Source organism: Caulobacter sp. GW821-FHT11A05 (assembly GCF_058809015.1).
The window spans coordinates 184,461-211,454 of the sequence record NZ_JBXASF010000002.1; the positions used below are offsets into that span (position 1 = coordinate 184,461).

A 26,994-nucleotide genomic window follows, 5' to 3' on the forward strand; every position below is an offset into this window, starting at 1 on the left:
CACAGGGTGGCCGGCGTATGAGCAACAATCTGCATGTGAGTCGGCTGGCGACCGAGCGGCCCCGGTCGAGCCATGACCAGATCGTCCGCACCCTGGGCAGCGAGATCCTCGAAGGCGTCTATCCGCCGGGCTCCGTCCTGCCGGTCGAATCCGATCTGCTGACCCGCTTCCAGATTTCGCGCACGGTGCTGCGCGAGGTGATCAAGACCCTGGCGGCCAAGGGGCTGGTGGTGTCTCGCACGCGGGTCGGCACCCGGGTGCTCGACCCGGTCAACTGGAACTTCTTCGACGCCGACATCCTGGCCTGGACCGTGGGGCAGGGGCTGGACGAGCCCTTCCGCCTGCACCTGGTCGAGGTGCGCCGGGCCGTGGAGCCGCGCGCCGCCGCCCTGGCCGCCCGCCGGCGACGCGAGGCGGATATCGCGGAACTGCGCCGCTGCATCGACCAGATGGCCCAGCCCGGCCAGACCGACCGCAGCTTCGCCGAGGCCGACCTGCAGTTCCACTTGGCGGTGGCGGCGGCGTCCGGCAATCCGCTGATGCGCTCAATGGCGGCGGTGATCGAGACCGCCCTGATCGCCTCCTTCACGCTGAGCACGCCGGTGGCCACTGACGAACTCCACGCCGAGGTGGTCAGGAGCCATGCCGCCATCGTCGAGGCCATCGCCGCCGGCGATGAGGCGGCCGCTTCGGCGGCCATGCTCGAGGTCATCGATTCCGGCTTCGACCGGATCGAGCGCGACCTCTCGAAAGCCTGAAACAAATCGGGCGCCGGCTGTGAAGCCGGCGCCCAGGTATCCCGGAGGGGAGCTCCAGGAAATGCGCAAGAAGGCGATCGCACCGCGTTCGCCAGCTTTCTAGATCATATAGTATGATTATATCGACGCAATGACCAATCTCACGGCAGGGCGCGATAGCGGAAGTCGCGGAACCGCACCTGGCCCTTGCCGCCGGCGTAGAGGCCCGGCTTGAGCATCAGGAAGCCGCCGCGGACGTTGTGGTGGTAGCCGGAGACCTCCATCTGGCGGTCGAACTTCTTCCAGGTCGCGCCGCCGTCGCCGCTGGTGTGGAAGCTGACGATATGGCGGTCGTTGCGCAGCCGCATCCGCATCCGCCGGCCATGAGGATTGGCCGGCCGGCCGCGCTCGATGCCGTACTGGTGGGTGACGAAGCCCTTCTCGTTGAAGCCCAGGCCGCAATAGAGGCTGCGGTCGTAGAACAGGATCAGGCCGCCGGTCGCCCCGGCGTCGACCTCGATGTCGCATTCGATCTCGTAGCCCTGATCGCCGGCCACGAAGATCAGCGGCGAGGAGTCCTTGGGCGAGAGGCCGGCAGCCGCCAGGGACAGGCCGTCGCCGCCCCGGCGGATGCGGCCGGCCTCGTCCTTGGCCGGGTCGAAGAAGTGCCACTGCAGGCCGTACTTGTCGGCCGAGAAGTCGTCGGACAGGGCCATGCCGTGGGCTGTGGCGGGTCCTTTGGCGGGCTTGCGGATCGGGGCCGACAGGTCGCCGCCGCGGGCCTCGAACCAGCCGTCGGCGGTCCAGCGGATCGGATCCAGCAGGGTCTGGCGGCCCAGGGTCCAGAAGCCGTTCTCATAGCCGTGATAGACCATCCACCAACCACCGTCCGGTCCCTCGACCAGGGTGGCGTGACCACGTGACCACCACTTCTCCGAGGCGCTTTTGGTGCGCACCAGCGGGTTGGCCGGGCAGTTCTCCCAGGGGCCGTTGATCGAGCGCGAGCGGGCGGCGATGACCATATGGCCGGTCGGCGGGCCGGCCGTGCCGCCGACGGCGGTGATCATGTAGAACCAGTCGCCGTGCCGCATGACCTTGGGGCCCTCGGGCGCGAAGCCTTCGACATCCCAGTCGTCCGGATAGCGCCAGGGATCGTAGACATGCTCGACCGCCCCGACCGTCGACAGGCCGTCGTCCGCCAGCCGCACCCGGTCGCCGCCGCTCAGGAACAGCCAGCGTGAGCCGTCCTCGCCGACCGCGTGGCCCGGATCGATGTGGGCCGGCAGCTTCAGGTCGATCGGCTCGCTCCACGGGCCTTCGATCCTGTCGGCCCAGATCACGTAGCTGGAGCGGTAGGTCGGGGTGCGGGCCGGGATGTAGAGGTAGAAGCGGCCGCCATGCTTGCACAGCTCCGGCGCCCAGACCGAGCCGATGTGGCTCTTCAGGGCGGCGGTGACCGGCCGCCAGTTCACCAGGTCCCGCGAGTGCCAGATGACCAGCCCCGGATAGGCGTCGAAGGACGAGAAGGTCATGTAGTAGTCGTCGCCGTCCTTGAGGATCGACGGGTCGGGGTGGTCGCCGGCCATGATCGGATTGAGGAAACGGCCGTTCCCGAGGTCGGCCTTGCGCTGGCCCTCGAAGGTCGTTCCCCAACGTTGCGTCGCCCCAGCCGGCCCCGGCGAGCAGGCCTTGGCCGCCATCCTGGCTTGCGCCGACTCGCCGGTCGCGGCCGCCAGTCCGGCGCCGCCCAGCAGCGAGGCCAGCGCGCCCCGGCGTGAGAATGAGACCGTCATCTGTACTCCTCCCATGGCCGTTTCGAAGCGGCCTTTTTCCCGGCGACGCAAGCGTTTGAGGCCGGTTTGTGTCAATCGTACGATTATATTTGAAATTCTCCGGGCTCACTGATACCAAGGAAGGTAACCGGTGTCATCAGCAGATGGCGTCGGTGGGCACTGGGATCGCCTCGGCAGGAAAACACCGGTCAACGGACCGCCGCGGCGCTGGAAACGAGAGGGGGAAGGCATGACTGCTTTCAAACAAGGTCGCCTGCGGCGCACCATTCTGAGCACGGCTTCGGTCCTGGCGGTTTCCGCCGGCATGGCTTCGGCCGCCTGGGCGCAGGAGACGGTTCCGGCCGCCGATCCGGCCCCGGTTTCCGACGTCGAAGAGGTCATCGTCACCGGCTTCCGCGCCAGCCTGAAATCGGCCATCGGCGTCAAGCGCCAGGCCGACGTGATGGTCGACGCGATCAACGCCGAGGACATCGCCGACTTCCCGGACGCCAACCTGGCGGAGTCGCTGCAGCGCCTGCCTGGTGTCTCCATCGACCGCGACAATGGCGAGGGCCGGACGATCTCGGTCCGCGGCCTGGGCAGCGACTTCACCCGGGTGCGGCTGAACGGCCTGGAGGCCCTGTCGACCAGCGGCTCGAACGACTCGGGGACCAGCCCCAACCGCGGCCGCGGCTTCGACTTCAACACCTTCGCCTCGGAGCTGTTCAACTCCCTCAAGGTCCAGAAGAGCTCCTCGGCCGAGACCGACGAAGGGGCGCTGGGCGCCACCGTCGACCTGATCACCAGCCGGCCCTTCAACTTCAAGGACCTGCGCATGGCCTTGTCGTTCCAGGACGCCTATTACGAGAACGGCGGCAACCACAACCCGCGCCTCGCCGGCCTGGTTTCCGACCGCTGGGACACCCCGATTGGCGAGATCGGGGCCCTGTTCTCCTTCGCCTACAACGAGCGTGAGACCATCACCGACAGCTACGGCCGCCAGCCGGGCCAGTCGGACTACACCTATCGCGGCGCCACCTTCGCGACCACGCCCAACCCCGCCGCCGGCAGCTCGCGCCTGACCCGCCAGGGCTTCGCCGCCCCGACCGGCACCGCCTGCAACAACGGCATCATTGTCAGTGTCAACATCTCCAACCCGGCGGCCTGCGCCGCCATGGCCGGCTCCGACCCGACGGCCTACGCCCTGATCAACAGCCCGGTCGGTTCGACCCTGACCAACGTCGGCGGCCGCACCACCACCACCGCCCCTGGCTCGCTGATCCGCATCCCGGCCCTGCCGACCATCAACCAGCAGCAGCTGGAGCAGGAGCGCCTCGGCCTCACCGGATCCTTCCAGTGGCGGCCCAGCGACCGGACCCTCATCTCGATCGACGGGGTCTATTCGCGCTTCTACAACAACTCCAACAACTACCAGGTGCAGCTGGTCGGGCTGAACCGCAACAACACCAACGCCGGCTACAACACCGCCGCGGCCGGCCCCGTCACCGACGCCAACGCCGCCACCCGGCGCAACCTGTACAACACCTGCACGGCGCGCGACGCCACTGAAATCCTGCCGGCCATCGACTGCGGCCAGTCGATGAACGGCGCCTCGCCGCTGGCCGGCTATCGGTTCAGCTACAACCCCAACAACCTCGACCCCTACGAGTACTACAACAACCCGCTGTCGGTCGGGTTCGTCAACGATCCGAGCGGCCGCGGCCTGGCGCTGCGCGACGCCATGATCGGCCGGCCCAGCGTGCGCCTGATCGATGCGGCGCTCAGCGCCAACGGGGCAAACGCCGACTACCTGAAGCTGGGCAATGTCGACGTGCGGGCCGCCGACGACCAGCAGTACTACACCACCTTCTTCCAGCAGGGCTCGATCAACATCGAGCATGAGTTCAGCGACCGCCTGCGGATGGTCGCCCTCTACGGCCAGTCGCGCTCCTACAACAAGAGCACCGGCCTGCTGTCGGACTACATCCGGCTGGACTCCGGCCAGGGCGTGGCCGGCAACGACTACATCGTCTACGACGCCCGCGTCGGCGGCTCGATGCCGCTGCTCGACCTGGGCTTCGACCCGGCCAATCCGGCCAACTGGGACTTCGTCAAGAACTACTCGGCCCTGCGCATCTTCCACCGCGTGGCCGACAACCGCTACGAAGGCGGCCGGGTCGACTTCGCCTTCGACATGACGGACGAACTGACCCTCAAGTTCGGCGTCAGCCAGCGCAAGTACAGCTTCTTCACCAGCGAAAGCCGGCGGGTGGTCAACGAGACCCTCAACCCGAGCTTCCGGGAAGCGGGCAGCTCGGTCGCCGAGACCAGCCGGCTGATCCACTGGGGCCAGGGCCTGGACGTGCCCAGCGGCATGGCCACCACCTTCCTGGCTCCCGACAACAAGAAGATGCTCAAGCTGTTCGACTTCGACTGCAACTGCATCAACAAGTGGGGTGACTGGCGGACCTCCAACCTGACCAGCGCCGCCAACACCTACGGCGTCGAGGAAAAGGACACCGGGGCCTTCGTGCAGCTGGACTTCCGCACCGAGGTGTTCGGCCGCCGGCTCAGCGGCAACGCCGGCGTCCGCTACGCCGTCACCGACCTGGAGTCCTCGGGCCTGACCAACACCTCGCGGCCGGTCTCCGCCAGTAACGACTACACCGACGTCCTGCCGGCCGTGAACGTCACCTACGAGGTCTGGGACAACATGCTGCTGCGCTTCGCGGCGGCCAAGGTCATGGCCCGACCGCTGCTCGGCAACCTGGCTCCCAGCATCACCGCCTTCACCGTGCCGACCACCGCCGGCGCCGTCGAGGGCGGCACCATCACCCTGGGCAACCCGCAGCTGAAGCCCTTCCGGGCCGACAACTTCGACCTCAGCTTCGAGTGGTACTTCACCGAGGGCGCCCTGTTCTCGATCGCCGTGTTCGACAAGGAGATCGAGAGCTTCCCGCAGACCATCGTCAGCACCGGTCCGCTGACCAGCATCCTCGACGCCGAGGGCATCCAGCAGCTGCGGGACTCCCAGACCAACGTCAACGCGCTGGCCTATATCGACGCCGACAACTCCTTCAACATCCGCCAGTTCCGCGACGCCCCCGGCGGCTACATCCGCGGCTTCGAGCTGACCTACCAGCAGAACCTGACCTTCCTGCCGGGCTGGCTCGACAAGTTCGGCATCCAGGCCAACTACACCCACCTGGAGACCGAGCTTCAGTACATCATCGACCCGGGCACCCCGGCCACCGCCACCGCCGCGGCGGTCCCCCGTGTCATCGCGCCGGGCCCCTGGACCGCCGCCTCGCCGGACGCCTTCAACTTCACGATCTACTACGACACCGAAAAGTGGTCGGCGCGGATCTCCACGGCTTATCGGGCGGAGTACTACACCCAGTATCCGATCGCCTCGGGCACCTGCGATCCGGGCTTCTGCGACTCGCCGCTGGTCAACGACTTCGTGGGCAGCAAGGCGACCACCAATGTCGACGCCGCCTTCACCTACCACTTCGGCGACAACCTGGTGTTCAACATCGAGGCCCTGAACCTGACCGACCAGCCCAGCGAGCGGTTCGCCTATGCCGACGATCCGGTGGTCACCAGCTATGGCTCGACCGGTCGCCAGTTCTTCCTCGGCTTCCGCTACAGCTTCTAGCATGCGGCGGACCCTCCAGGCCCTGGCCTGCATCCTGACGGTCTCGGCGGCGGCCTTCCCGGCCGCCGCCCGGGCCCAGCCGGCGCCGGTGCGCATCATCCTGGTCGGCGACTCCACGGTCGCCTCCAAGAGCGGCTGGGGCGACGCCTTCTGCGCCGACGCCGCGCCGCAGGTGACCTGTATCAACGTCGCCAGGGGCGGGCGCAGTTCGGGCAGTTTCCGGGCCGAGGGCTCCTGGAAGAAGGTCATGGACCAGCTGGCCCAGCCGGGTCCCTGGACGGCCACCTACGTCTTCATCCAGTTCGGCCACAACGACCAGCCGGGCAAGCCTGGCCGCTCGACTGACTTCGCCACCGAATTCTCACCCAACCTGGCCGGCTACGTCGCCGACGTCCGCGCCGCCGGGGCCAGGCCGGTGCTGGTCACGCCGCTCACCCGCCGCCAGTTCCGCAACGGCCTGCTGCAAGACGGCCTGGCTGGCTGGGCGGCCAAGACCCGCAAGGTGGCCGCCGAGACCGGCGCGCCGTTGATCGACCTGCATGGCGACAGCGTCATCGCCGTCCAGGCCATGGGCCCGGTCGCGGCCATGGACCTGGCCATGGAGGCTCCGCCCGCCGAGGTTCGCGACGCGGCCGCCGGCGGCACGACCGTCGAGGTCAACCGCGTGGTGGACTCGCCCTCGGCTCCGCCCGATCCGGCAAAGGTCGAGCCCCAGGGCCGGCCGAAGACGGCCTTCGACTACACCCACATCGGCCCCAAGGGCGCGGCGCTGTTCGCCCGCATGGTCGAGGCGGCCCTGCCGGCCGAACTGGCGGCCTATTTCCGCCGCTAGATGCCTGCCCTCCAAAGCTGATTATCGAAGCGGCGACCATCATACCGCGATCGCCGGACCAACGAAAAAAGCCGGCGCCGCTCGAAAGTCGCGGACAACCGGCCAAACCCCGCGTCCTGTTGGCTTTTGCGTGGGTTCAAGTCGCGAGGCCGTAGCCCGGGGCGTTGGTCGGTGGGTTGGTCGATGCGCAGGGCCGGTTGGTCGAAAGCGCGCCGCCGCGACCAACGCCTCCGACCGGCGCCCCGGCGGCGGCCGTCGGGGCCGGTGAATATGTCTAGACATATTGGTGAAACCCTTAGCGGGCGGGCGTTTTCGGCCCTGGCGCGCGCCGATGAGCGCGTTTTTGGAGCCCTAAGGCCGCATTGGAAACGCGACCCGACCGGCCGTGCGCAGCGGCGCGGAGAGGTTGGCGAAGTCGCACAGCAGGGGACGGGTGTCGCGCGGGTCGATGATGTCCTCGACGCCGAAGGCCTCGGCCGTGCGGAACGGCGACTGCAGGGCCTCCAGCCGCGCCTCGATCTCGGCCAGGCGGGCGGCGGGGTCCTCGGCGGCGTCCAGCTCGGCCCGATAGGCCGCCTCCACCCCGCCCTCGAGCGGCAGCGACCCCCAGCGGGCCGAGGGCCAGGCGTAGCGCAGGGCCAGGCGGTTCTGCGGCTGGTGCGCCCCGCCGCCGACGCCGAAGACGTTGCGCACGATCACCGAGCACCAGGGCACGGTCGACTGGCTGATGGCGCTGATCGCCCGGCAGCCCTGGCGCAGGGTGCCGGCCGTCTCCGCCTCGGCCCCGACCCGCAGGCCGGGACAGTCGACCAGATGGACGATGGGCAGGTGGAAGGTCTCGGCCAGGTCGATGAAGCGGGTGATCTTCTGGGCCGTCTCGGCCGTCCAGGCCCCGCCGAAATGCAGGGGATCGCCGGCCATCAGCGCCACCGGCCAGCCGTCGAGGCGGGCCAGGCCCGTGATGATCGAGCGGCCGAAACCGGCCCCCATCTCGAAGAAGCTGCCCGCATCGACCACCGCCTCGATGACGCGGCGCATCATGTAGACCTCGCGGCGGCTGCGCGGCACGATCGACAGCAGCGTCTCCTCGCGGCGAGCGACGGGATCCTTCGACTTGGCGCGCGGCGGCAGCTCGTGGACGGAGCTGGGCAGGTAGGAGAGGAAGCGCCGCGCGCGCTCGAAGGCCTCTTCCTCACTGGCGGCCACGTCATCGACCGCGCCGGCCGCCAGCTGCCGGGCGTGGCCGCCCAGGTCCTGTTTGCTGACGCTTTCGCCCAGCCGCTCGACGACTGGCGGCCCGGCCACGAACACCGCCGAGACGTCCCTGACCATCACCGAATAGTGGCTCATGCACAGCCGCGCCGCGCCCAGGCCCGCCACCGAGCCCAGCGCCAGGGCGACGACCGGAACCTCGCCCAGGTTGGCGGCGCACAGGTGCAGCCCCCCGGACTGGCCGCCCAGGCCGCCGGGCAGGTTGGCGCGGCCGCGGGTCTCGATGGTGCGCACCGAGCCGCCGCCGCCCGAGCCCTCGATCAGCCGCACCAGCGGCAGCCGGTATTCGAAGGCCATCCGCTCAGCGAGCTTGAACTTCTCCCAGATGGAGGCGTCGGCCGAGCCGCCGCGGATGGTGAAGTCGTCGCCGCTGACCACCACCGGCCGCCTGTCGATCCTTCCGCGGCCCATCACGCAGTTGGCCGGGGTGAAGGCCTCCAGCGCACCGTCCTCGCCATAGCTGGCCTGGCCGGTGATCGCGCCGATCTCCTGGAAGGACCTGGCGTCCAGCAGCCGGTCGATCCGCTCGCGGACGGTCAGGCGGCCGGCGTCGTGCTGGCGGGCGACGCGCTCGGGGCCGCCCATCCGCCGGGCCAGGGCCTTGCGCTGTTCCAGCTCGTCGAGTTCAGGTTTCCAGCTCATGGCGCCACCGCTCGTTCCGGGCGGCCATGATGCGCTCCCGGCCCGGGCGGCGACAGGGCGCCCGCCCCAGGCATCGTCCGGCCGATGGTCACGGCCGCCGGCGCAGCTCGTCCTTGGCCACCTTGCCGGTGGCGTTGAGCGGCAGGGCCTCCAGAAAGACCACCTCGCGCGGCGCCTTGTAGTTGGCCATCCGCTCGCGGGCCCAGGCGATGACCTGCGCCTCGCTCAGCGCCGCGCCGGGCGCGGGCACGACGAAGGCGCGGCCGACCTGGCCCAGCCTGGCGTCGTCGATCCCGACGACGGCGGCCATGGCGACGCCGGGCATGGCGCAGAGCTGCTGCTCGACCTCGGCCGGATAGCAGTTGAAGCCGCCGACGATGTACATGTCCTTCAGCCGGTCGGTGATTTTCAGGTTGCCGCGCGCATCGAAGGCGCCGACGTCGCCGGTGCGCAGGAAGCCGTCCGCCGTCATCGCCTGGGCGGTGGCCGCCGGGTCCTGGTAGTAGCCGCTCATCACCATCGGGCCGCGGATGGCGATTTCGCCGGCTTCGACCAGCATCACCTCCATACCGGGGATCGGCCGGCCGACGGTGGTGGCGATGGTCTCGTCGTCGTCCTCGAAGCCGCAGTGGGTGACGGTCCCGGCCGCCTCGGTCAGGCCGTAGCCGGTGAGGATGGGGCAGCCGTAGGCCTGGCGCATGCGGCCGATGAGCGGGACGGGGATGACCGTCGCGCCGGTCGAGGCGGCCCGAAGGCTGGAGAGGTCGAATTCGGCCAAGCCCGGATGATCGAGCACCGCCTGATGAAAGGTCGGCACGCCGGGCAGGTAGGTCACGTCCTCGGCCTGGACGAGCGGCAGGATCGCCTCGGGCGCCGTGCTGGTCACGACCACGGCCCGGGCCCCGCGCAGCAGGGCGGTCAGCCAGCCGCTGCGGTAGCCGGCGTTGTGGGCGAAGGGATAGACCACCGCGAAGACGTCGTCCGGCGTCAGGTCCAGGACATCGGCATAGGCGGCGCAGGAGGCCAGGCTCTGGGCATGGGTCATCGGCACGCCCTTGGGCAGGCCGGTCGTGCCCGAGGTGAAGATGATGTCGGCCAGGTCGTCGCCATCGACGCTGGCGGCCCGCGCCCCGCAGGCCTCGGTTGGCACGCTCCCGGCCAGGGCCAGAAGGGCTTGCCAGCCGATCAGCCGGCCGTCGTCGGTGCGCCCATCCAGCACGACGATCCGGTCGGGCGCGCCTCCGGCCCGCAGCAGCGCTTGCGGCAGGTCGAGGTCGCCGGCCGAGGGATCGCAGATCAGCAGCCGGGCGCCGGCCCGCGCCATCACCGCCGCCGTCTCCGCCCCCTTGAAGCGGACGGAAACCGGAACCAGCACCCCGCCGGCCGACTGCACGGCCAGGGCGGCGACGATCCACTCCAGACTGTTGGCGGCCCACAGGGCGACACGGTCGCCTTGTCCCACGCCCAGGGCCATCAGGCCCCGCGCCGCCTCGCGCCGCGCACTGTCTAACGCCGCGAAGGTCAGCTGCCGCTCGCCGTCGCTGACCGCCACCCGGGCGCCATGCCGCGCGGCGACTTCGGAGAAGGCGCTTAGGACGGACGCCACCCTAGACCAGCCGCGAGTCGCGCCCGGCCCAGTAGGGCTCGCGCAGCAGCCGTTTGAGCAGCTTGCCGGTCGGCTCGCGGGGCAGGGCTTCCATGAAGTCGAACGAGCGGGGGCATTTGATCGACGACAGCCGCGCCCGGCACCAGGCGTCCAGCTCGGCGGCCAGGGCCGGCCCGGCGACAACCCCTTCGGCCGGCTGGACCACCGCCTTCACCGCCTCGCCGAACGCCTCGTCCGGCACGCCGAAGACGGCGACGTCGGCGACCTGGGGATGATCGATCAGGGCGTCCTCCACCTCCTGCGGATAGACGTTCACCCCGCCGGTGATGATCATGAAGGCCTTGCGGTCGGTGAGGAACAGATAGCCGTCCGCGTCGACGTAGCCGACGTCGCCAATCGTCGCCCAGCCGGTGTCGGCCAGGCGGGCGCCGGCGGTCTTGGCCGTGTCGTTGTGGTAGCGGAAATCCAGCCCGCCCTCGAAATAGACCAGCCCCTCTTCGCCCGGTCCCGCCTCCCGGCCGTCGTCGCCGACGATGTGAATCACCCCCAGCCTGGCCTGGCCGACCGATCCCGGTTTGCGCAGCCATTCCCGCGGCGTGATCATGGTGACGCCATGCGCCTCGGTGCCGCTGTAGAACTCGTGCAGGATCGGCCCCCACCAGTCCATCATCTGCTGCTTGACCGACCTGGGGCAGGGCGCGGCGGCGTGGATGGCGACCTTCAGGCTGGAAAGGTCGTGGCGGGAGCGGACCTCGGCCGGCAGTTTCAGCATGCGCACGAACATGGTCGGCACCCATTGCGAATGGGTCACCCGGTAGCGCGCGATCAGCGCCAGCGCCTCTTCCGGCTCGAACTTCCGCGTCAACAGGACGGCGCCGCCGCAGCGCTGGATCATGCAGCCGAAGCCGAGCGGGGCGGCATGATAGAGCGGCGAGGGGTGCAGGTAGACCATGGCCTCGTCGAAGCCGTAGGCCTCCCGGCGCATCTCCGTCCCGAAATCCACGGCCTCGACCGGCCCCTCCGGCAGGGGATAGGGCACGCCCTTGGGCTTTCCGGTGGTGCCCGAGGAATAGAACATGAAGGTCCCGGGCGACTCGTCGGCGATCGGCTGGTCGGACTGGCCGGCGAGGGCGATCTCCCAGGCCTCGAAACCCAGGATCGGTCCGTCGACGGCGAAGCGGCCCCGCAGGCCGGTCGCCGCGCCCACCTCCGCCGCGACCTGCGCCAGGGAGCCGGAGGCCAGCAGCACCTTGGCGCCGCTGTCGGCGACGATGTAGCCGGCCTCGCCGGCGGTCAGGCGCGAGGAGATGGTCGTCAGATAGAGGCCCGCCCGCTGGGTGGCCCAGGCCAGGACAAAGTACCAGGGCGTGTTGTCGAGGAAGGCCGCCACCACATCGCCCCGCGTCAGCCCCAGCGCCCGCAGCAGCCGCGCCGCCCGGTTGGCCTCGGCCTCCAGCCGGCCGTAGGTCAGCACCTCGCCAGTCTCGGCGCAGATCACCGCGGGACGGTCGGGCTGGGATCTGGCGAAGGTACGCGGGTGCATGGGGAAGGCCTGCGGGACAAGAGCGGACGGCCGCCGCGCCCAGCCTCCCGCATCGGCGGGGCGAGGTGAACGCAGGCCAGGGTCTTATCGCATCCGTGATCCGACCGGCCATGCTCGCTGTCGGGGGAAGGGCTATCGCATATGGCCGCGCCGGGATGTTTGTGAGTTCGCCTCGGGGCTCCCTTCTCCCCTCGTGGGAGAAGGTGGCCCGAAGGGCCGGATGAGGGGGCTCCCCGCCATCCGACACAGCCTGTCGCCGCCGCCTCTGCGCAGCTTGAAGACCTATCGACCCCTCATCCGGCGCTTCGCGCCACCTTCTCCCACAAGGGGAGAAGGGACCTCTCACGGCGGCTGACCCTGTCTTGGCCAGCTGCTTTCATCTGCGATTCCCCTGCCTGTCGGGGGAAGGCGTCCCGGATAATTTGTCGACAAATTAGATCGAGAGTTGGAAATTTTACACAAATCGATATTTTGTAAAAAAAGCATGGGAGGCCAAGTGATGATCCCCGCAACCTGCAGGCAGGACTGGAACAGCCAGGGTTTCTTCGTCCTGCGAGGCCTGCTGCCGGCCGAGGAGGTCCAGGCGATGGAGGCCGAGGTGGTCGGCCGCATCCGGGCCGATCCGCCGGAGAAGCACCCTGGCGAGCCGGTCTACATGTCGGGGCCCAACTATCTGATCTATCCGGAGACCGAACCTAGCCCCGGCGCGGTGAACCCTGAGGACCGCATCTCCAAGGTGTTCAACTGCCACGCCGAAGGCCTGGCGCGGCGGGTCGCCGAGCGGGCGCAGATCGTCGAGGTGGTGGCAGGCCTGCTGGGGCCCGACATCGACTGTTTCCAGAGCCAGTTCATCTTCAAGAACCCGGGGGTGATCGGCCAGCCCTGGCACCAGGACAGCTTCTACTTCCGCTTCGATCGCCAGCCGCAGATCGGCGTCTGGGTGGCGCTGAGCCGGGCGACCCTGGACAACGGCTGCCTGTGGGTGCTGCCCGGCTCGCACACCGGGCCGATCCATGCCCATGTCCCCGACCGCCGGCCGGCCGCCAACCGCGGCTATCTGGAGGTCGTCGATCAGGATTTTTCGGCCCGGGCGCCGTCGCTGATGGAGCCGGGCGACGTGCTGTTCTTCCACAGCTACCTGCTGCACATGTCGACCGACAACGTCGCCGACGAGCGCCGCTCGGCGATGGTCTACCACTACGGCCGGGCCGGCACGAAGGCCGCGCCGCCGGAGGCCGAGGCCGGGCTGTCGCGGGTCAACCGGTGGATTCCCGTGCGGCGACATACGGTTGCCTAAAATTGGTCGAAAATAAAAATTGACACATAAATTCGATCGAATTTAATGGGGGCAACAATGTGAGGAACACCCCATGACCACCACGGCGCTGGCTGTCGCCCCGGCCGGGACGCAGCTGCATCCCCTCAATCATCAGTTTGCCTGGCAGGATGCGCCGACGCAGGGCCGTCGCCGGCTGACCGCTGAGCAGATCCGTGACTTCAACGACCTGGGCTTCTTCCGGCTGGAGAAGGCCTTCACGGCCGAGGAGGTCGCGGCGGTGATCGCCGCCATCGATCCGCTGGAGGCGGCGCGCGAGGAGGAAATCCGCGGCCAGGGCGCCAGCTTCCACCTGTCCTCGATCGACGCCATCACCTTCACCACCCACATCGTCGGCCGCTCGCCGGTCCTGAAGGACTTCGCCGCCCACCCGGTGTTCAAGGACATCTGCCACGACCTGATCGGCGACGAGGTGCGGCTCTACTGGGACCAGTCGGTCTACAAGAAGTCGGGCAAGCCGCAGGAATTCCCCTGGCACCAGGACAACGGCTACACCTTCATCGAGCCGCAGCAGTATGTGACCTGCTGGGTGCCGCTGGTCGACGTCGACGAGGAGAACGGCTGCCCCTGGATCGCCCCCGGCCTGCATCGCCTGGGGACCTTCAACCACTGGCCGACCCCGATCGGGCTGAAGTGCCTGGAAGAGGCGCCGGGCGCGGTCAGCACGCCGGCCAAGGCGGGGGACATCATCGTCTTCTCGTCCCTGGCGCCGCATCGCACCGGACCGAACCTGAAGGCCGGCGACATCCGCAAGGCCTACATCCTGCAGTACGCGCCCGACGGCGCCATGGCCCATGTCGCCGGCGGCCCGGCGACGCCGCAGGACGATCCGGGCCGTCAGTTTAAGATCCTCGAACAAGGCCGCTAGAGCCGGAGCATGTCAGGCCGAAGTGTGCGCGGTTCGGCCGCCCGGACATGCTCCAAACGTTTGAATCGAGGGGAGGGAAGACCATGGATGGAAACCGGCTGGCGGCGCTGGCCGGGCGCTTCGACCGTGACGGCTTCGTCCATGTCGAGGGCCTGCTGACGCCTGAGGAGATCGCTCGTTTCGGCGCGGAACTGGACGCGGCGGTGGCGAGCCGCAAGCGGCTGGACACCCGGCGGCTGGACGAGAAATCGCTCTACGAGCAGTCCTTCATCCAGTGCCAGTACCTGTGGGAGGACTTCCCGGCCGTGCGGCCGCTGACTTTCCATCCGGCCATCGGCGAGGTGGCGGCGGCCCTGATCGGGGCGCCCGCTGTGCGCCTGTGGCACGACCAGGCCCTCTACAAGGAAGCCGGCGGCCGCGAGACCGAGGCCCACACCGACCACCCCTACTGGCCGATCGCCGAGCGGGACACCCTGACCGTCTGGATCCCGCTGGCGGCTGTCGACGCCCGGTCCGGCTGCATGGGCTATGTCCCGGGCAGCCACCGGGACGAGGCGCGGTTCGTCGACATCTTCTCCAGCCCGGGGGCCGGCCAGGACCTGCTGGATCGCTATGCCGGGACCCCGCCGGTTTTCGTCCCCTGCCAGCCGGGCGACGTGATCTTCCATCACGGCAGTACGGTGCACATGGCCATGCCCAACGGCTCCGACGCCACGCGGCGGGCCTACACCGCCATCTATTTCCGCGACGGCTGCACCCGGGGCGGCCCGCGGCCGCATCCCTCCGTCGACCGCCACGCCATTGCCGACGGCGGGACCATCGCCGGGGCGGCGACGCCCCTGGCCTGGCCCCTGCCGGGCGGAGTCCTGCCCGAGCCCGCCCCCTGGCCGGAGACCCCTGACCAGCGCGGCCGCGTGGCCCGGCAGCTGGGCGTCATCCCGGGCCAGGCCTGACCTTCCTCCTCCTCCAACCTCGCGAGCCGTCATGATCCTTTCCAAAGTGCGCCGCGACGGCGAGCTGTTCACCGATGCCGAGGGCCGGCAGGTGATCCTGCGCGGCGTCAATCTGGGCGGCGACTGCAAGGTCCCCTGGCCGGACGGCGGCACCGAGGTCCCGAGCGATTTCTCCGACCATCGCGAGGTCTCCTTCATCGGCCGCCCCTTCCCGCTGGAAGAGGCCGACGAGCACCTGGGCCGGCTGAAGCACTGGGGCTTCAACCTGGTCCGCCTGCTGACCACCTGGGAGGCGGTGGAACACGCCGGGCCCGGCCAGTATGACGAGGCCTACCTCGACTACCTGGCCGAGGTCTGCCGGCGCTGCGGCGAGCACGGGCTCTATGTCTTCATCGACTTCCACCAGGACGTCTGGAGCCGGATGACCGGCGGCGACGGGGCTCCGGGCTGGACCCTCGAGGCGGTCGGGCTGGATTTCACCAGGTTCCATGCCGCCGGCGCCGCCCATGTCATGCAGCGCAAGTTCGACTACAGCGACACCGGCGGGCGCCAGGCGGCCTATCCGCAGATGAGCTGGGGCTCCAACGGCCGGCTGCCGGCCAACGGGATCATGTGGAGCCTGTTCTGGCTCGGCCGCCGGCTGACCCCGGGCTTCGAGATCGACGGGCGCAATGTCCAGGACTATCTGCAGGACCATTACCTGGGCTGCATCGAACAGATCGCCCGGCGGGTGGCCGAGTTTCCAAACGTGCTGGGTTTCGACACCCTGAACGAGCCGATGGTCGGCTGGACCGGCGAGGGGCTGAGCTACCGGCATCTGGCCGCCAGCAACCAGAATCCGGTGGGGCCCCGGCCTGGCGTGGTGCTGTCGCCGCTGGACGCCCTGGCCGTCGCCCAGGGGCTGCCCACCACCGTGCCGGTGCTCAGGCGCAACCCCGCGACCGGCCTCGCCGAGCCGGCCGGCGAGCGGACGGTCAATCCGGACGGGGTGTCCATCTGGCTGCCCGGCCGGACCTGCCCCTTCGAGGCGGCCGGCGCCTATCGCGTCGTGGACGGCCGGGCCGAGGCTTTGAACGAGGACTTCTTCCGCGTCGCGGACGGCAAGCCGCTGAGCATCTGCGACGACGGCTTTGGGCCCCTGTTCCACCGGGTGGCCGAGACCATCCGCCGATACGATCCCAGCTGGGCGGTGTTTGCCGAGATCGATCCCTGGGGCCTGGCCTCGGGGCGCAGCTTCCCGGCCGACATGCCGGACAATTCGGTCAACGCCGGCCACTGGTACGACGCCGGCATCCTCTACCTGAAGCGCTTCGATCCCCAGAACCACTTCGATTTCCTCAGCGGCCGGCCGGAGCGCGGACCGGATGAGATCCGCGACCGCTACGTGCGCCATCTGGCGGCGCGCAAGGCGGCGGGCGACGGCATCGCCGGCGGCGCGCCCTGCCTGGTCGGGGAGTTCGGCATTCCCTACGACCTGGACGAGGGCGCGGCCTACGAGGCCTGGGCGCGGGGGGAGCGCGATGTCTGGGGACCCCATGTCCAGGCGCTCAGTCTGATGTATGACGCCATGGACGTGCTGCAGCTGCATTCGGCGCAGTGGAACTACACGGCCTCCAACCGCAACGACCTGCGGATCGGCGACCGCTGGAACCAGGAGGACCTGTCGATCTTCTCAACGGACCAGCAGGACGATGCGGCCGACCCCAACTCGGGCGGCCGGGCCATCGAGGGCTTCTGCCGCCCCTACGCCCGCCGCACCCAGGGCCGGCTCAGCCGCATGCGGTTCGACCGCGAGGGCCGGCGGTTCGAGATGGATTATGAGGCCGATCCGGCCGTCGTTGGGGCGACGGAGCTCTACGTACCGAAGATTCAATTCCCGGACGGCTTCACCGTGCGGGTGGAGGGGGTCGCCGCCGATCTCCAGATCGATGCGGAGGGCCAGAGCGTGACCATCGACAGCCAGGACGCCGGGACCGCCCGCGTCATCGTGACGGCGCCATGAGCATTCGGGTCGGCATCCTCGGGGCGGCGAAGATCGCCCCCACCGCCCTGATCGGCCCGGCCCGCGAGCGGCCGGCGATCGAGGTCGCCTGTGTCGCCGCCCGCGATCCGGCCCGCGCCGCCGCCTTCGCCGCCGAGCACGGCATCGCGGCGACGGCGGAGAGCTATGAGGCGCTGATCGCCCGCGACGACCTGGACCTCATCTACGTCGCCCTGCCGGCCAGGGACCATGCGCAATGGACCATCGCCGCCCTGGAGGCCGGCAAGGCGGTGCTCTGCGAGAAGCCGTTCGCCCGCACCGCCGCCGAGGCCCGGGCCATGACGGACGCGGCGCTGGCCAATGGCCGGCCGCTGATCGAGGCCTTCCACTACCGCCACCACGCGGTCATGCACCGGGCGGTGGAGATCGTGCGGAGCGGGGAGCTGGGCCCGCTGCTGTCGCTGTCGGCGACCTTCGAGGTTCCGATCGCCTACAGGCCGGACGAGCTGCGCTGGCGCGACGAGCTGGGCGGCGGGGCGCTGATGGACCTGGGCTGCTATGGCCTGCACGCCCTGCGCACCCTGGTCGGCGAGGAGCCCCAGGTGGTTACCGCCCAGGCCGAGGTCGAGCGCGGCGTCGACGTCGCCACCCGGGCCAGGCTGGAATTCCCCGGCGGCGTGGAGGCGCGGGTCAGCTGCGCGATGAACCCGGCCGCGCCGGGCGCCCGGCTGACGGTGCGGGGCGAGCGGGGGACGCTGGACATCATCAACTTCGTGGCCCCGCAGCTGGGCTGCCGCTTCACTGTCGAGACCGATGGGGTGAAGCGCGAGGAAGCGACGGTGGGCGACACCACCTTTGGGGCCCAGCTCGACCACGTCATCGCCGTGCTGAAGGATGGCGCGACGCCCCTGGCCGGCGGCGAGGACGCGGTCGCCAACATGGCGCTGATCGAGGCCGTGCGGGCGGCGTCGGGCCGCTAGAGGTGTTCCAGCATCACCTGGTTGGCCGGGGCGATGCGAACGCCGGCTTCGCCAAGCCGGTCGAGCAGGGCTTCGAGCGTCGCTGACGCCAGCGTGCCCCAGCCTTCGCCGTCGAGGCCGTGGAAGACCAGCACCAGCCAGCCCTGCTCCTTGGCCAGGAACCGCTCGACGCGAGCTGTCGCCAGGGCGTCGGCGCCGTCGCCGAAGGTGATGCAGTCGACGCCGCCGCCGCGCTTCAAGCGGCCCGGCGGATTGAGCCCGGCCCGGCCCAGCGCCCGGCGCACGCCCAGAGTTTGGCCGCCGATGAAGTCCACGACCGGCTCGGGCGCGGCCAGGTAGGCCAGGTGGAACAGGCTTTCCGTTGCCTCGAAGCCGGGCAACTCTCGGGCGAAGTCCTCCAGGGTCCGTTCGAGGCCGGCGCGGGCCTCGTCGAAGGGGACCTGGCCGAGGTGTTCGTGAGCCCAGCCGTGCGGCGCGACCTCATGGCCGGCGGCGCGGGCCTCGCGCCAGAAGCCCCAGTCGGCGACCTGGGCGGCGCGGATGAAGGGGTCGCGGGTCAGTTCCGGGGCGGCCAGGACGCAGAAGCTGGCGGCCAGATTCCGGGCCGCGAAGGCCGACCACACCTTGCCGGCGCTGGCGCGGAAGCCGTCATCGAAACAGAAGCTGACGGTCCTCATGGCAGGCGCTCGTAGAAATTCTTGGTCCAGACGTGTTCGCGGCGGAGGGTCTCGACCGCCTCGGCCGGCAGCGGCCCCTTGGCGGCGGCGGCGAGGGCGGTCTCGACGAGGCTCACCTCGCTCATGCCCAGGGTCGCCGAGCTGACGCCCGGCAGCGACAGCACGAAGCGCAGCGCCAGCTCGGGCAGGTCGGCCGCCGTCTCCGGAATGAAGCGAGCCTTCAACCCCCTCAAGCGGGCTTGGTATTCGCCGTAGGGGGCGTCTTTGAGGAACGGCCGGGCGGCGAACTGCTCGCGGGTCAGGCCGGTCAGGCCGCCGCTGTCATAGACGCAGCGGGCAATGACCCCGACGCCGCGCTCGGCGGCCAGGGGCAGCAGGCCGGCGGCCGGGCGGCTCTCGAACAGGTTGACGATGGCCTGTACGCCGTCGACGCGGCCCTGGCTGACCAGTTCGAGCACCGCGTCGTGCTCATGGTCCTGGGCGCTGACGGCGATGCAGCGCAGCTTGCCCTCGGCCCGCAGGGCCAGCAGGGTCTCCAGCCAGGCCGGCTCATGGGTCCACAGATAGTGCCATTGGTGCAGGTGGACGATGTCCAGCGTCTCGATGCCCAGCGCCTGCAGGCTGCCCTCCACCGAGGCGCGGATGCTGTCGGGCGTATAGGCCTGGGCCAACGGCCGGTGCGACCGCCAGGTCTCACGGCCCATCGGCGCCAGCTTGGTGGAGATCACAGGCCGTGGGCCCGGCCAGGCCTTGAGGGTGGCGGCGACGATGGCTTCCGACCCCGGATAGACCCTGGCCGTGTCGACCAGGGTGATGCCGCCCTCCAGGGCCGCCAGCAGGGACGGGGCGACGCCGTCCTTCAAGCCCGGATCCAGGCCGATGGTCATGGCCCCGTAGGCCACCGCGCTGACGGTCAGGCCCGAGGCGCCATAGGGACGCTGTTGCATGGGTAGGCTCACTCGGCGGGTTGGATGGCCAGGGTCTCGGGGGCGGCGGCGCGGCGTTCGGCCAGCTGCTCGACGATGCTCTCATGCACCCCGCGCTTCAGCGGATGGAACAGCATGGCCAGGGCGCCCAGGGTCAGGCCGGCGGCCGGCATGACGACCATGATGGTCTTCATGCCGTGCAAGGTCTCCGGCGTCTGGGCGACGTTGGGAACATAGCCGACCAGGTCCAGGGCCAGGCCGAACAGGCCGGCGCCAAGGCCCATGGCCACCTTCAGGAAGAACTGGCCCAGCCCGAAGACGAAGGATTCGGCCCGCAGGCCGCTGGCCCATTCGCCGTACTCCACCGTGTCGGGCAGCATCGACCAGAAGGTCAGGGCCAGGCCCAGGGAGCAGACGCTCATGTAGAGCAGGAAGCCGATCATTAGGCCCGGATCGCGAACGTCGACCAGGGCGAAGGCCGCCAGCCCGACCAGGCCCCAGCCGCTGGCCAGGAACCAGGCGTTGCGCTTGCCCACGATCCGGGTGGCCAGCAGCCAGGCCGGGATCACCACCAGTCCGGCCAGGGCCGGGATCGACAGGGCCATGCGCGAGGCCGCCTCGTCCTGCAGGTAGTATTTGAAATAGTAGAGCACCGACTTGCCGAGCGCCGTCGAACAGATCACCGCCGTGATGATACCGACCATCACCACCCAGAAGGCGCGGTTGGCCCGCACCGCCCGCCAGTAGTCGGCGACCTTCAGCGGCGGGTCGTCGTCTCCGGCCCCGACCGGCTCCTGGGTCGAGAAGAAGACGACCGGGAAGATGGCCGTGGCGACCAGGCCGAACACCGCCGCGGTCAGCAGGAAGCCGCGGCTGGCGTCGCCGCCGCCCAGGGCCGCGACCAGCGGCTGGGTGCAGAAGGCGACGGTGAAGCCGGCCAGGGTGGCGAAGATCATCCGCATCCCGGCCAGGGTCGAGCGCTCGCTGGTGCTGGAGGTGATGCGGGCGTTGAGCGAGGTGTAGGGGATCGACAGCACCGCATAGCTGGTCCGGAAGATCATATGGGCGGCCAGCAGCCAGACACCCAGCCCCCAACCCTTAAGCGGCGGGTGGAAGTAGAGCAGGCAGAAGGCCAGGCCCAGCGGCGCGGCGGCCAGCAGCACGTAAGGCCGGTAGCGGCCCCAGCGGCTGCGGGTGCGGTCGGCCAGCGCCCCGATCACCGGGTCGATCATCCCGTCCCAGATCGAGGCCACCATGTAGATCAGCCCGGCCGTGGCGGCCGGCAGGCCGACGGCGTCGGTGTAGAAGAACAGCAGGAAGATCGACAGGCTCTGCCAATAGAGGTTGCAGGCGTAGTCGCCGACCGTGAACCCCAGCTTGCGGGCGAAACTCAGCCGGTCGGGCTGCGGGCGGACGGCTGACAAATGGACTCTCCCCGTGGGCGCGGGCTCTGCGGCCGGCGTCCGGGGAAATATATTGAATCTTGAATAAAGATCAAAAAATAGATCGCAAATGGCGAATTATTTTTACGCCGATCACGCCGCCGCCTTCGGGGGCCGGCCACGCCGCCTCGGCGGCGCGTCGGCCGAGGGTGTGGCTGGCCCGCGCCGGCCGCCGGCTTCCTTGCGCTTGAGCGTCTCGATGATCGAGTCGCGGATCGGGCGGGCGACGGAGAAGTAGTGGTCGACCAGCTTGTGCACCCGGTCGGTGTCGCGTTCGACCAGGGCGTCGACGATCTGGCGGTGCTCGGCGTGGTGGTCGCGGTGGCGGTCGCTTTCCAGGTCGGCGAACAGGTTGACGTAGCGCTCCAGCCTGGCCCCCATGTCGCCGTAGATCTTCATCAGCAGCGGCGAGCCGCAGCCCCACAGCAGGGTCTGGTGGAAGTCGCCATAGGCTCGCTGCCACAGTTCCCTGCTCTCGGAGCCGTCGTTGAGCACCTTCTGCACCTTGGCCGAGCGGTGCAGCTGGATGACCACCCGCTCCTCCCAGGCGTCGTCGCCGCGCTCCATGGCCATGTCGAGGATCATGCGGTGCAGCCGCTGGTAGACCAGCAGCACGTCGTCGTAGTCGGCCAGGGAGACGGGCGCGACGCGGTGGCCCTTCTGGTGTTCATGGACCACCAGGCCGCTCGCCGACTGCAGCAGGATGGCCTCGCGGATCGGGCTGTGGCCGATGTCATAGAACTTGGTCAGCTGTTCGACCTTCAGCCGCTCGCCGGGCAGGAAGACGCCGCGCGCGATGTCGCGGCCCAGCCAGTAGGCGGCGGCGCGGGTCGGGTTCTTCGCCGGATCGACCGGGGCCAGGGCGCCCGGGGCGGTGAAGGTGGCGACTGAGGGGATTTGCGTCGGCACGGTGGTGGAGCGTTCCTTGAATCAGCCGCGCAAAGATAGAACGCCGTCACGCGCAAGGGAAATGATGCGGATCAAGGCTTGGACGCCCCCTGGGCCCAACTCTGAGCGATGTAGTCCAGCCGGTCCCGGCCAGGCATGGTGATCGGCCGGGGGCCGTCGCCGGCGAACTCCATCAGGCGGTCGGAGGCCGGGTCGTAAGCCGGCCAGGTCGGGCGGCCGGCGCCGTTCGGATCGCCGCTCCGGGCAAAGGCGGCCCAGTAGGCGCTCGTCGACCGGCCCATGGCCAGGTCGGGTTCGGCGGCGTCCTTGACCGCCACGCCGACGGTGTCGAACACATAGGGCACGTCGGAGGCGTGGTAGGCGTCGGTCTGCCCCGGGCGCTTGGCGAGCGGCACATAGGCGAAGCGATACATCCACACCCGCTGGCCGGCGCCGGCGTGCAGGCCGGCGAGGTGGCGGGCCGGCTCGACGAAGATCACGTCGCTGATGAAGCGGGCCTTGAGCTGGCGCTCGCTCCCGTCAGGGTCGTAGAGGCGGCGCAGGCCGGCCTCGCGGTCGCCGAACCTGGCGGCGGCCTGTTTGGTCCAGTCGCCGGTGAACGACTGCATCGAGCCGAACTCATTGCTGGTGAAGCCGATCAGCAGCGGCACGGGGGCCTGCCCGCCCTGGGCGTAGACGGCCTCCGGATCGTCGACCACCACCCGGCCGTCGATCATCAGCCCGGCGTAGTCGGGGCGACCCCGGTTGTTGAGCATGCCAAGGTCGCCCAGCACGACCTTGGCCGGCACGGCGCGCAGGGCGGCCGGATCGGTCGCGCCGGTGCGTTCGGAGAAGGCCAGGCCGGCCTTCAGCGCGGCCGGGGCGTCGCTGCCGTCGCGGTCCAGGCGGGGCAGGCGGTCGCGGCCGCCGCCGGACTGCACGATGGCCTTGTGGAACAGGCCCCGGGCGGCGGGCGAGCCCATCAGCACGTGCACCGATCCGCCGCCGGCCGACTCCCCGAAGATGGTGACGTTGTCCGGGTCGCCCCCGAAGGCGGCGATGTTGCGTTTGACCCAGGCCAGGGCGGCGACCTGGTCCATGATGGCGTAGTTGCCGGCCGGCTCGTCCGGCTGGCTGGCCGCCAGGCTGGGATGGGCGAAGAAGCCGAAGCGGCCCAGGCGATAGTTGAAGCTGACCACCACCACGCCTTGGCGCACCAGGTTCGCGCCATCATAGGCGGCCGAGGCGCCCGACCCGACCACGAAGCCGCCGCCATGGATCCAGACCATCACCGGCGCCGGCTTGGCCGGCTTCGCCGCCGGGGCCCAGACGTTGAGATAGAGGCAGTCCTCGGCCATCGGCCCGTCTGAGGCGGTGGGGTCGATGAACTTGGGCAGCCGGTTCTGCAGGCAGTCGGCGGAGAAGGCCGCCGCCGGCCGCACCCCGTCCCAGGCCGCCGCCGGCTGCGGCGGTCGCCAGCGCAGGGCCCCGACCGGCGCGGCGGCGTAGGGCACGCCCTTGAAGACCATCACCCCGTCCCGCGCCTCGCCGGCCAGCGCGCCGGTGTCGACGCGGACCTGGGCCGCCTGGCCGGGCGGGGCGGGGGCCGCGCCGCAGGCGGCCAGGCACAGGACGGACAGCAAGGCGGTCCACAGGGGCGAGCGGGTCATGGGGCGGTCTCCGGTTGGAGGGCTTGGCGCCAACAGTCGCGGGCGACGGCGACCAGGTCCAGGGCCTCTGCCCAGCGGTCGGTCTCCTCGCGCAGGCCGCCGCGGCCGTCGGGGATCTGGCGGGCGTAGTGGAAGGCGGGCGGCAGCAGCTCGGGATAGAAGCCGATGACGTCGCCGGGCGCGGCCTCGGCCAGGAAGCCGCGGAAGGCGCGGGTCCACAGGTCGGCGAACACCGCCAGATGCTGGGCGTTGGCCCCGCCGCCGATCGCCACCTGGGCGCAGCCGGGGTCTGAAACCCGCCCATGCAGGAAGCGGGTTCGGGCCAGCACCGGGGCCAGCCGATCGATCTTGGCCGGCAGGTCGCCATAGGTCATCTCGGCGCCGGTGTACCAGTGGGAGAAGTCGCCGTTGAACCGCAGGTCCGGGATGCGGGCGAGGAGGTCCAGGGTGCGGCGCATGTCCTGGGTGACGGTGGCGCGGTGGGTCTCGACGTAAAGTGGGTAGTCCTGCGCCAGCGAGGCCTCGAGGATCGCCTCGCCCAGGGCGGCGGCCTCGTCGTCGCTCTCGAAGCCGGTCCCGACATGCAGGGTGGTGCACTGGTAGCCGGCGCTCTTGTCGCGAACGGCGACGGCGCGGGCGTCGGAAACGCGGTCGACCCGGGCCAGGGCGGCGGGGATCAGCCCGGCGTCTCGGGCCAGTCCGGGATCGCGGGTCTGGATGGCCTCGTAGCCGGCGGCCTTGACCTGATCCAGCACCTCGCGCGGCGAGCCCTTCGGCCCGCTGGAATCTTCAGGCAGGCCCATCAGGGTCAGGGCGTTAAGGCCGATCAACAGCCGGGGCGCGCCATCGCCGCCATCGTTGGTGTTGCGCACCGCCGTCATCAGCGTTCCCAAAAAGAAGCCGGGGCGCGGTCTCCCGCGCCCCGAAGTTCACGCAAGGAGGAGCGTTAGAAGTCCAGGTCCAGGGCGACGCCGACCACGCGCTGGGCCTCGTAGGGGATGAACTGGCTGTAGGCCCCCGGCGCGGCGCCGAACGGTGTCGAGAAGTAGACCAGGCTGTAGCGCTCGTCGGTCAGGTTCTTGCCGAACAGCGAGAGCTTCCAGCGCCCTTCCGAGCCCGCCAGCCCGATCGCCCCGTTGACCAGGCTGTAGCCGTCCTGCTCGAGGTTGGGATCGTTGGGGAAGCCGTACAGGGTCTTGGTGCGGAAGCTGACCCCCAGGTCCAGCGACAGATCCATGCCGGCCCCGACCGGCGTCTCGTAGTGGGTCGAGAGGTTGCCGGTCCATTTGGGCGTGAACGGCAGCGGCTCGTCGCTGAGGTCCTGATTGCCGGCGACACAGCCCTGCGCCACCGTCTGGCCCGAGTAGCAGGGGCCGTTCTTGAAGTCGCCCCAGCGGGCGTCGACATAGGCCGCCCCGCCCATCACCGTCCAGTTCGTCCCGGCCACCGGCCGCCAGACGAAATCAAGCTCGACGCCCTTGGTGGTGGCCTCACCGTTGAAGATGCGGGTGAAGGGTGGCGGGCCAGGGTCGCGGGCCCCGACCTGGTAACCGTCGACCTCGGTGTGGAAGGCGGTGACGTTGAAGATCAGCCGCGCCGCCGGCCAGCTGGTCCGCAGGCCGACCTCGAAGCTGGTCGGCTCCTCCGGCTCGACCTCGGGCAGGGCCGAGAGGGTGATGTTGGTGTCATAGCCGCCGCCCTTGTAGCCGCGGGTGGCGGTGACGAAGGCCATGATGTCGTCGCTGAAGTCGTACTGCGCGCCCAGGCGCCAGACCACGGCGGTGTCGGTCTTGGACTCGCTGGCCGTGGTGGTGGCGTGCGAGATCGGATCGAGCCGATCCTTGCGGGCCGAGGCCTTCTCCTGCAGCACCCGGCCGCCGACGATCAGCCGGAAGTCGTCAGTGAAATTCAGGTTGGCCTGGCCGAAGAGAGCCAGGTTGGTGGTCTCCGCCTTGTTGACCACCACCTTGTTGGCGAAGGGGATGAAGAACAGCGACGGGAACAGCTGAGTGGACGTCGATTCCACCTCGCCGTTGAAGTAGAACAGCCCGGCCACATAGTCGATGAACCCACCCTGCGGCGAGGTCAGCCGCAGTTCCTGGGTGAACTGCTCTTGAGCGAAGTCGGCGAAGTTGACGTCCAGCAGGTTCAGCGGGCTGGAGTCGGAGTCGAGGCCGTCGTGGGTCTTGAACTCGCGCCAGGCGGTGATCGAGGTCAGGGTGAAGCCGCCGCCGATCTCGTAGTTGGCCTGGGCCGAGAGGCCGTAGCTTTCGGCGTCCGAGAAGACGTCGCCGTTGATGTTCTGCTTGAGATTGTTCGGCCCCGGCTTGATGCCGGCGGCGATGCTCTGCAGTTCAGGGGCCAGCGAGGGGGCCGGGCCGACCTTGTAGAGGGTCCAGATGCAGCACTCGGCGTCGCGCTTCCAGTAGTCGGCGATCACCGTCACATCCAGCTTGTCATTGGGCAGGAACTGCAGCTTGCCGCGCACCCCCCAGTCGTTGCGGTCGTTCAGCTCGCGGCCATCGAAGACGTTCTTCACATAGCCGTCGCGCTGGTTGGTCCGGGCCGACAGCAGGAAGCGGACATTGTCGCCGATCGGGCCGGTGATCAGGCCGCTCAGGCGCCGGTCGTTTTCCGGCATGGCCCAGCTAGCCCCAATGCGGGCCCCGAACTGCGAGGAGGGGGCGACGGTGGTGACGTTGATCACCCCGGCCGAGGCGTTCTTGCCAAACAGCGTGCCCTGCGGTCCGCGCAGCACCTCGACCCGCTCGACGTCGGGCAGGTCGCTGAGCGCCGAACCCGACTGGCCCAGAACCACCCCGTCCAGCACATAGGCGGTGCTGCCCTCGATGGACTCCGAGGAGAAGGAGCTGGTGCCGATGCCGCGCACGAAGAAGCCGAAATTGCGCGGGCCGGCGGCGTTGGTCAGGGTGACCGCCGGGACCAGCCGCTCGATGTCGGTCACCTGGTTGAACTTGAAGGCGTCGAGCGTCTCAGCCTGCACAACGGCCACCGACAACGGCACGTCCTGCAGCCGTTCTTCCCGCTTCTGGGCGGTGACGGTGACTTCCGACACCGCCTCCGGCTCAGCGGCCTGGTCCTGCGCGGCGGCCGAGCCGGCGGCCACGAGCAGCAGCCCCAGGGCGGCCGACGCCATCAGCCCCGTACGCCCGACGCGGCTCTTCGATTTCTGAATCATCTGTTTCCCCTC

The 26,994-nt window shown here is 69.7% G+C and carries 19 protein-coding genes; 8 read left to right on the forward strand and 11 right to left on the reverse strand.

All coding sequences use genetic code 11. The annotated features are described in order from the left end of the window. Positions 1 to 17: 17 nt before the first annotated feature. Complete coding sequence (locus AC1RSK_RS03810; protein WP_492905688.1) at positions 18 to 758, forward strand: FadR/GntR family transcriptional regulator; 741 nt, start codon at positions 18 to 20, stop codon at positions 756 to 758. Positions 759 to 898: 140 nt separating this feature from the next. On the opposite strand, the gene AC1RSK_RS03815 is transcribed toward AC1RSK_RS03810, so the two are convergent. Beyond that, positions 899 to 2,437 (reverse strand): family 43 glycosylhydrolase, encoded by a 1,539-nt coding sequence (locus tag AC1RSK_RS03815; protein WP_492906451.1) that lies wholly within the window; start codon positions 2,435 to 2,437, stop codon positions 899 to 901. Between the two features lie 322 nt (positions 2,438 to 2,759). On the opposite strand from AC1RSK_RS03815, the gene AC1RSK_RS03820 reads away from it, so the two are divergent. Together AC1RSK_RS03820 and AC1RSK_RS03825 are read left to right on the forward strand one after the other, a co-directional pair. After that, complete coding sequence (locus tag AC1RSK_RS03820; RefSeq protein WP_492905689.1) at positions 2,760 to 6,167, forward strand: TonB-dependent receptor; 3,408 nt, start codon at positions 2,760 to 2,762, stop codon at positions 6,165 to 6,167. A gap of 1 nt (position 6,168) precedes the next feature. Then, positions 6,169 to 6,999, forward strand: coding sequence for a rhamnogalacturonan acetylesterase (locus tag AC1RSK_RS03825; RefSeq protein ID WP_492905691.1), 831 nt, complete (start codon positions 6,169 to 6,171; stop codon positions 6,997 to 6,999). 351 nt (positions 7,000 to 7,350) lie between these two features. On the opposite strand, the gene AC1RSK_RS03830 is transcribed toward AC1RSK_RS03825, so the two are convergent. From AC1RSK_RS03830 to AC1RSK_RS03840, 3 genes are all read right to left on the reverse strand, one after another. Then, complete coding sequence (locus AC1RSK_RS03830; protein ID WP_492905693.1) at positions 7,351 to 8,913, reverse strand: acyl-CoA carboxylase subunit beta; 1,563 nt, start codon at positions 8,911 to 8,913, stop codon at positions 7,351 to 7,353. An 88-nt stretch (positions 8,914 to 9,001) separates the two neighbouring features. Then, positions 9,002 to 10,519, reverse strand: coding sequence for an AMP-binding protein (locus tag AC1RSK_RS03835; protein WP_492905695.1), 1,518 nt, complete (start codon positions 10,517 to 10,519; stop codon positions 9,002 to 9,004). A gap of 1 nt (position 10,520) precedes the next feature. After that, entirely contained in the window at positions 10,521 to 12,062 is a 1,542-nt protein-coding gene (locus tag AC1RSK_RS03840; protein ID WP_492905696.1) for an acyl-CoA synthetase, read from the reverse strand. A 499-nt stretch (positions 12,063 to 12,561) separates the two neighbouring features. Here AC1RSK_RS03840 and AC1RSK_RS03845 point away from each other — a divergent pair, with 499 nt between their 5' ends. The 5 genes from AC1RSK_RS03845 to AC1RSK_RS03865 all read left to right on the forward strand — a co-directional run bounded on the left by AC1RSK_RS03845 (position 12,562) and on the right by AC1RSK_RS03865 (position 18,180). Further along, positions 12,562 to 13,359, forward strand: a complete 798-nt coding sequence (locus AC1RSK_RS03845) for a phytanoyl-CoA dioxygenase family protein (protein ID WP_492905698.1) — start codon at positions 12,562 to 12,564, stop codon at positions 13,357 to 13,359. 73 nt (positions 13,360 to 13,432) lie between these two features. Continuing rightward, complete coding sequence (locus AC1RSK_RS03850) at positions 13,433 to 14,266, forward strand: phytanoyl-CoA dioxygenase family protein (protein WP_492905699.1); 834 nt, start codon at positions 13,433 to 13,435, stop codon at positions 14,264 to 14,266. 83 nt (positions 14,267 to 14,349) lie between these two features. Then, positions 14,350 to 15,219: a phytanoyl-CoA dioxygenase family protein gene (locus tag AC1RSK_RS03855; RefSeq protein WP_492905701.1), complete on the forward strand. Its 870-nt coding sequence runs from the start codon at positions 14,350 to 14,352 to the stop codon at positions 15,217 to 15,219. Between the two features lie 31 nt (positions 15,220 to 15,250). Next, positions 15,251 to 17,221 carry a glycoside hydrolase family 5 protein gene (locus AC1RSK_RS03860; protein WP_492905703.1) on the forward strand — a complete coding sequence of 657 codons (1,971 nt, stop codon included), beginning with the start codon at positions 15,251 to 15,253 and terminating at the stop codon, positions 17,219 to 17,221. Beyond that, positions 17,218 to 18,180: a Gfo/Idh/MocA family protein gene (locus AC1RSK_RS03865; RefSeq protein ID WP_492905704.1), complete on the forward strand. Its 963-nt coding sequence runs from the start codon at positions 17,218 to 17,220 to the stop codon at positions 18,178 to 18,180. Before AC1RSK_RS03860 ends, AC1RSK_RS03865 begins: the two co-directional genes overlap by 4 nt. Here AC1RSK_RS03865 and AC1RSK_RS03870 read toward each other — a convergent pair. The 7 genes from AC1RSK_RS03870 to AC1RSK_RS03900 all read right to left on the reverse strand — a co-directional run bounded on the left by AC1RSK_RS03870 (position 18,177) and on the right by AC1RSK_RS03900 (position 26,982). Continuing rightward, positions 18,177 to 18,857 carry a polysaccharide deacetylase family protein gene (locus AC1RSK_RS03870; RefSeq protein ID WP_492905706.1) on the reverse strand — a complete coding sequence of 227 codons (681 nt, stop codon included), beginning with the start codon at positions 18,855 to 18,857 and terminating at the stop codon, positions 18,177 to 18,179. The genes AC1RSK_RS03865 and AC1RSK_RS03870 overlap by 4 nt on opposite strands. Then, on the reverse strand, positions 18,854 to 19,804 hold the full coding sequence (locus tag AC1RSK_RS03875) for an aldo/keto reductase (protein ID WP_492905707.1): 951 nt from the start codon (positions 19,802 to 19,804) through the stop codon (positions 18,854 to 18,856). The genes AC1RSK_RS03870 and AC1RSK_RS03875 overlap by 4 nt, the downstream gene beginning before the upstream one ends. Positions 19,805 to 19,812: 8 nt before the next feature. Next, positions 19,813 to 21,207, reverse strand: coding sequence for an MFS transporter (locus AC1RSK_RS03880; protein ID WP_492905709.1), 1,395 nt, complete (start codon positions 21,205 to 21,207; stop codon positions 19,813 to 19,815). Between the two features lie 111 nt (positions 21,208 to 21,318). After that, positions 21,319 to 22,134, reverse strand: a complete 816-nt coding sequence (locus AC1RSK_RS03885; RefSeq protein ID WP_492905711.1) for an FCD domain-containing protein — start codon at positions 22,132 to 22,134, stop codon at positions 21,319 to 21,321. A 71-nt stretch (positions 22,135 to 22,205) separates the two neighbouring features. Beyond that, a complete protein-coding gene (locus AC1RSK_RS03890; protein WP_492905712.1) occupies positions 22,206 to 23,783 on the reverse strand; it encodes a carboxylesterase/lipase family protein in 1,578 nt (525 codons plus the stop codon). Further along, positions 23,780 to 24,664, reverse strand: a complete 885-nt coding sequence (locus AC1RSK_RS03895) for a hypothetical protein (RefSeq protein WP_492905713.1) — start codon at positions 24,662 to 24,664, stop codon at positions 23,780 to 23,782. Before AC1RSK_RS03895 ends, AC1RSK_RS03890 begins: the two co-directional genes overlap by 4 nt. A gap of 65 nt (positions 24,665 to 24,729) precedes the next feature. After that, positions 24,730 to 26,982 carry a TonB-dependent receptor gene (locus AC1RSK_RS03900; protein WP_492905715.1) on the reverse strand — a complete coding sequence of 751 codons (2,253 nt, stop codon included), beginning with the start codon at positions 26,980 to 26,982 and terminating at the stop codon, positions 24,730 to 24,732. Between the last annotated feature and the right edge of the window lie 12 nt (positions 26,983 to 26,994).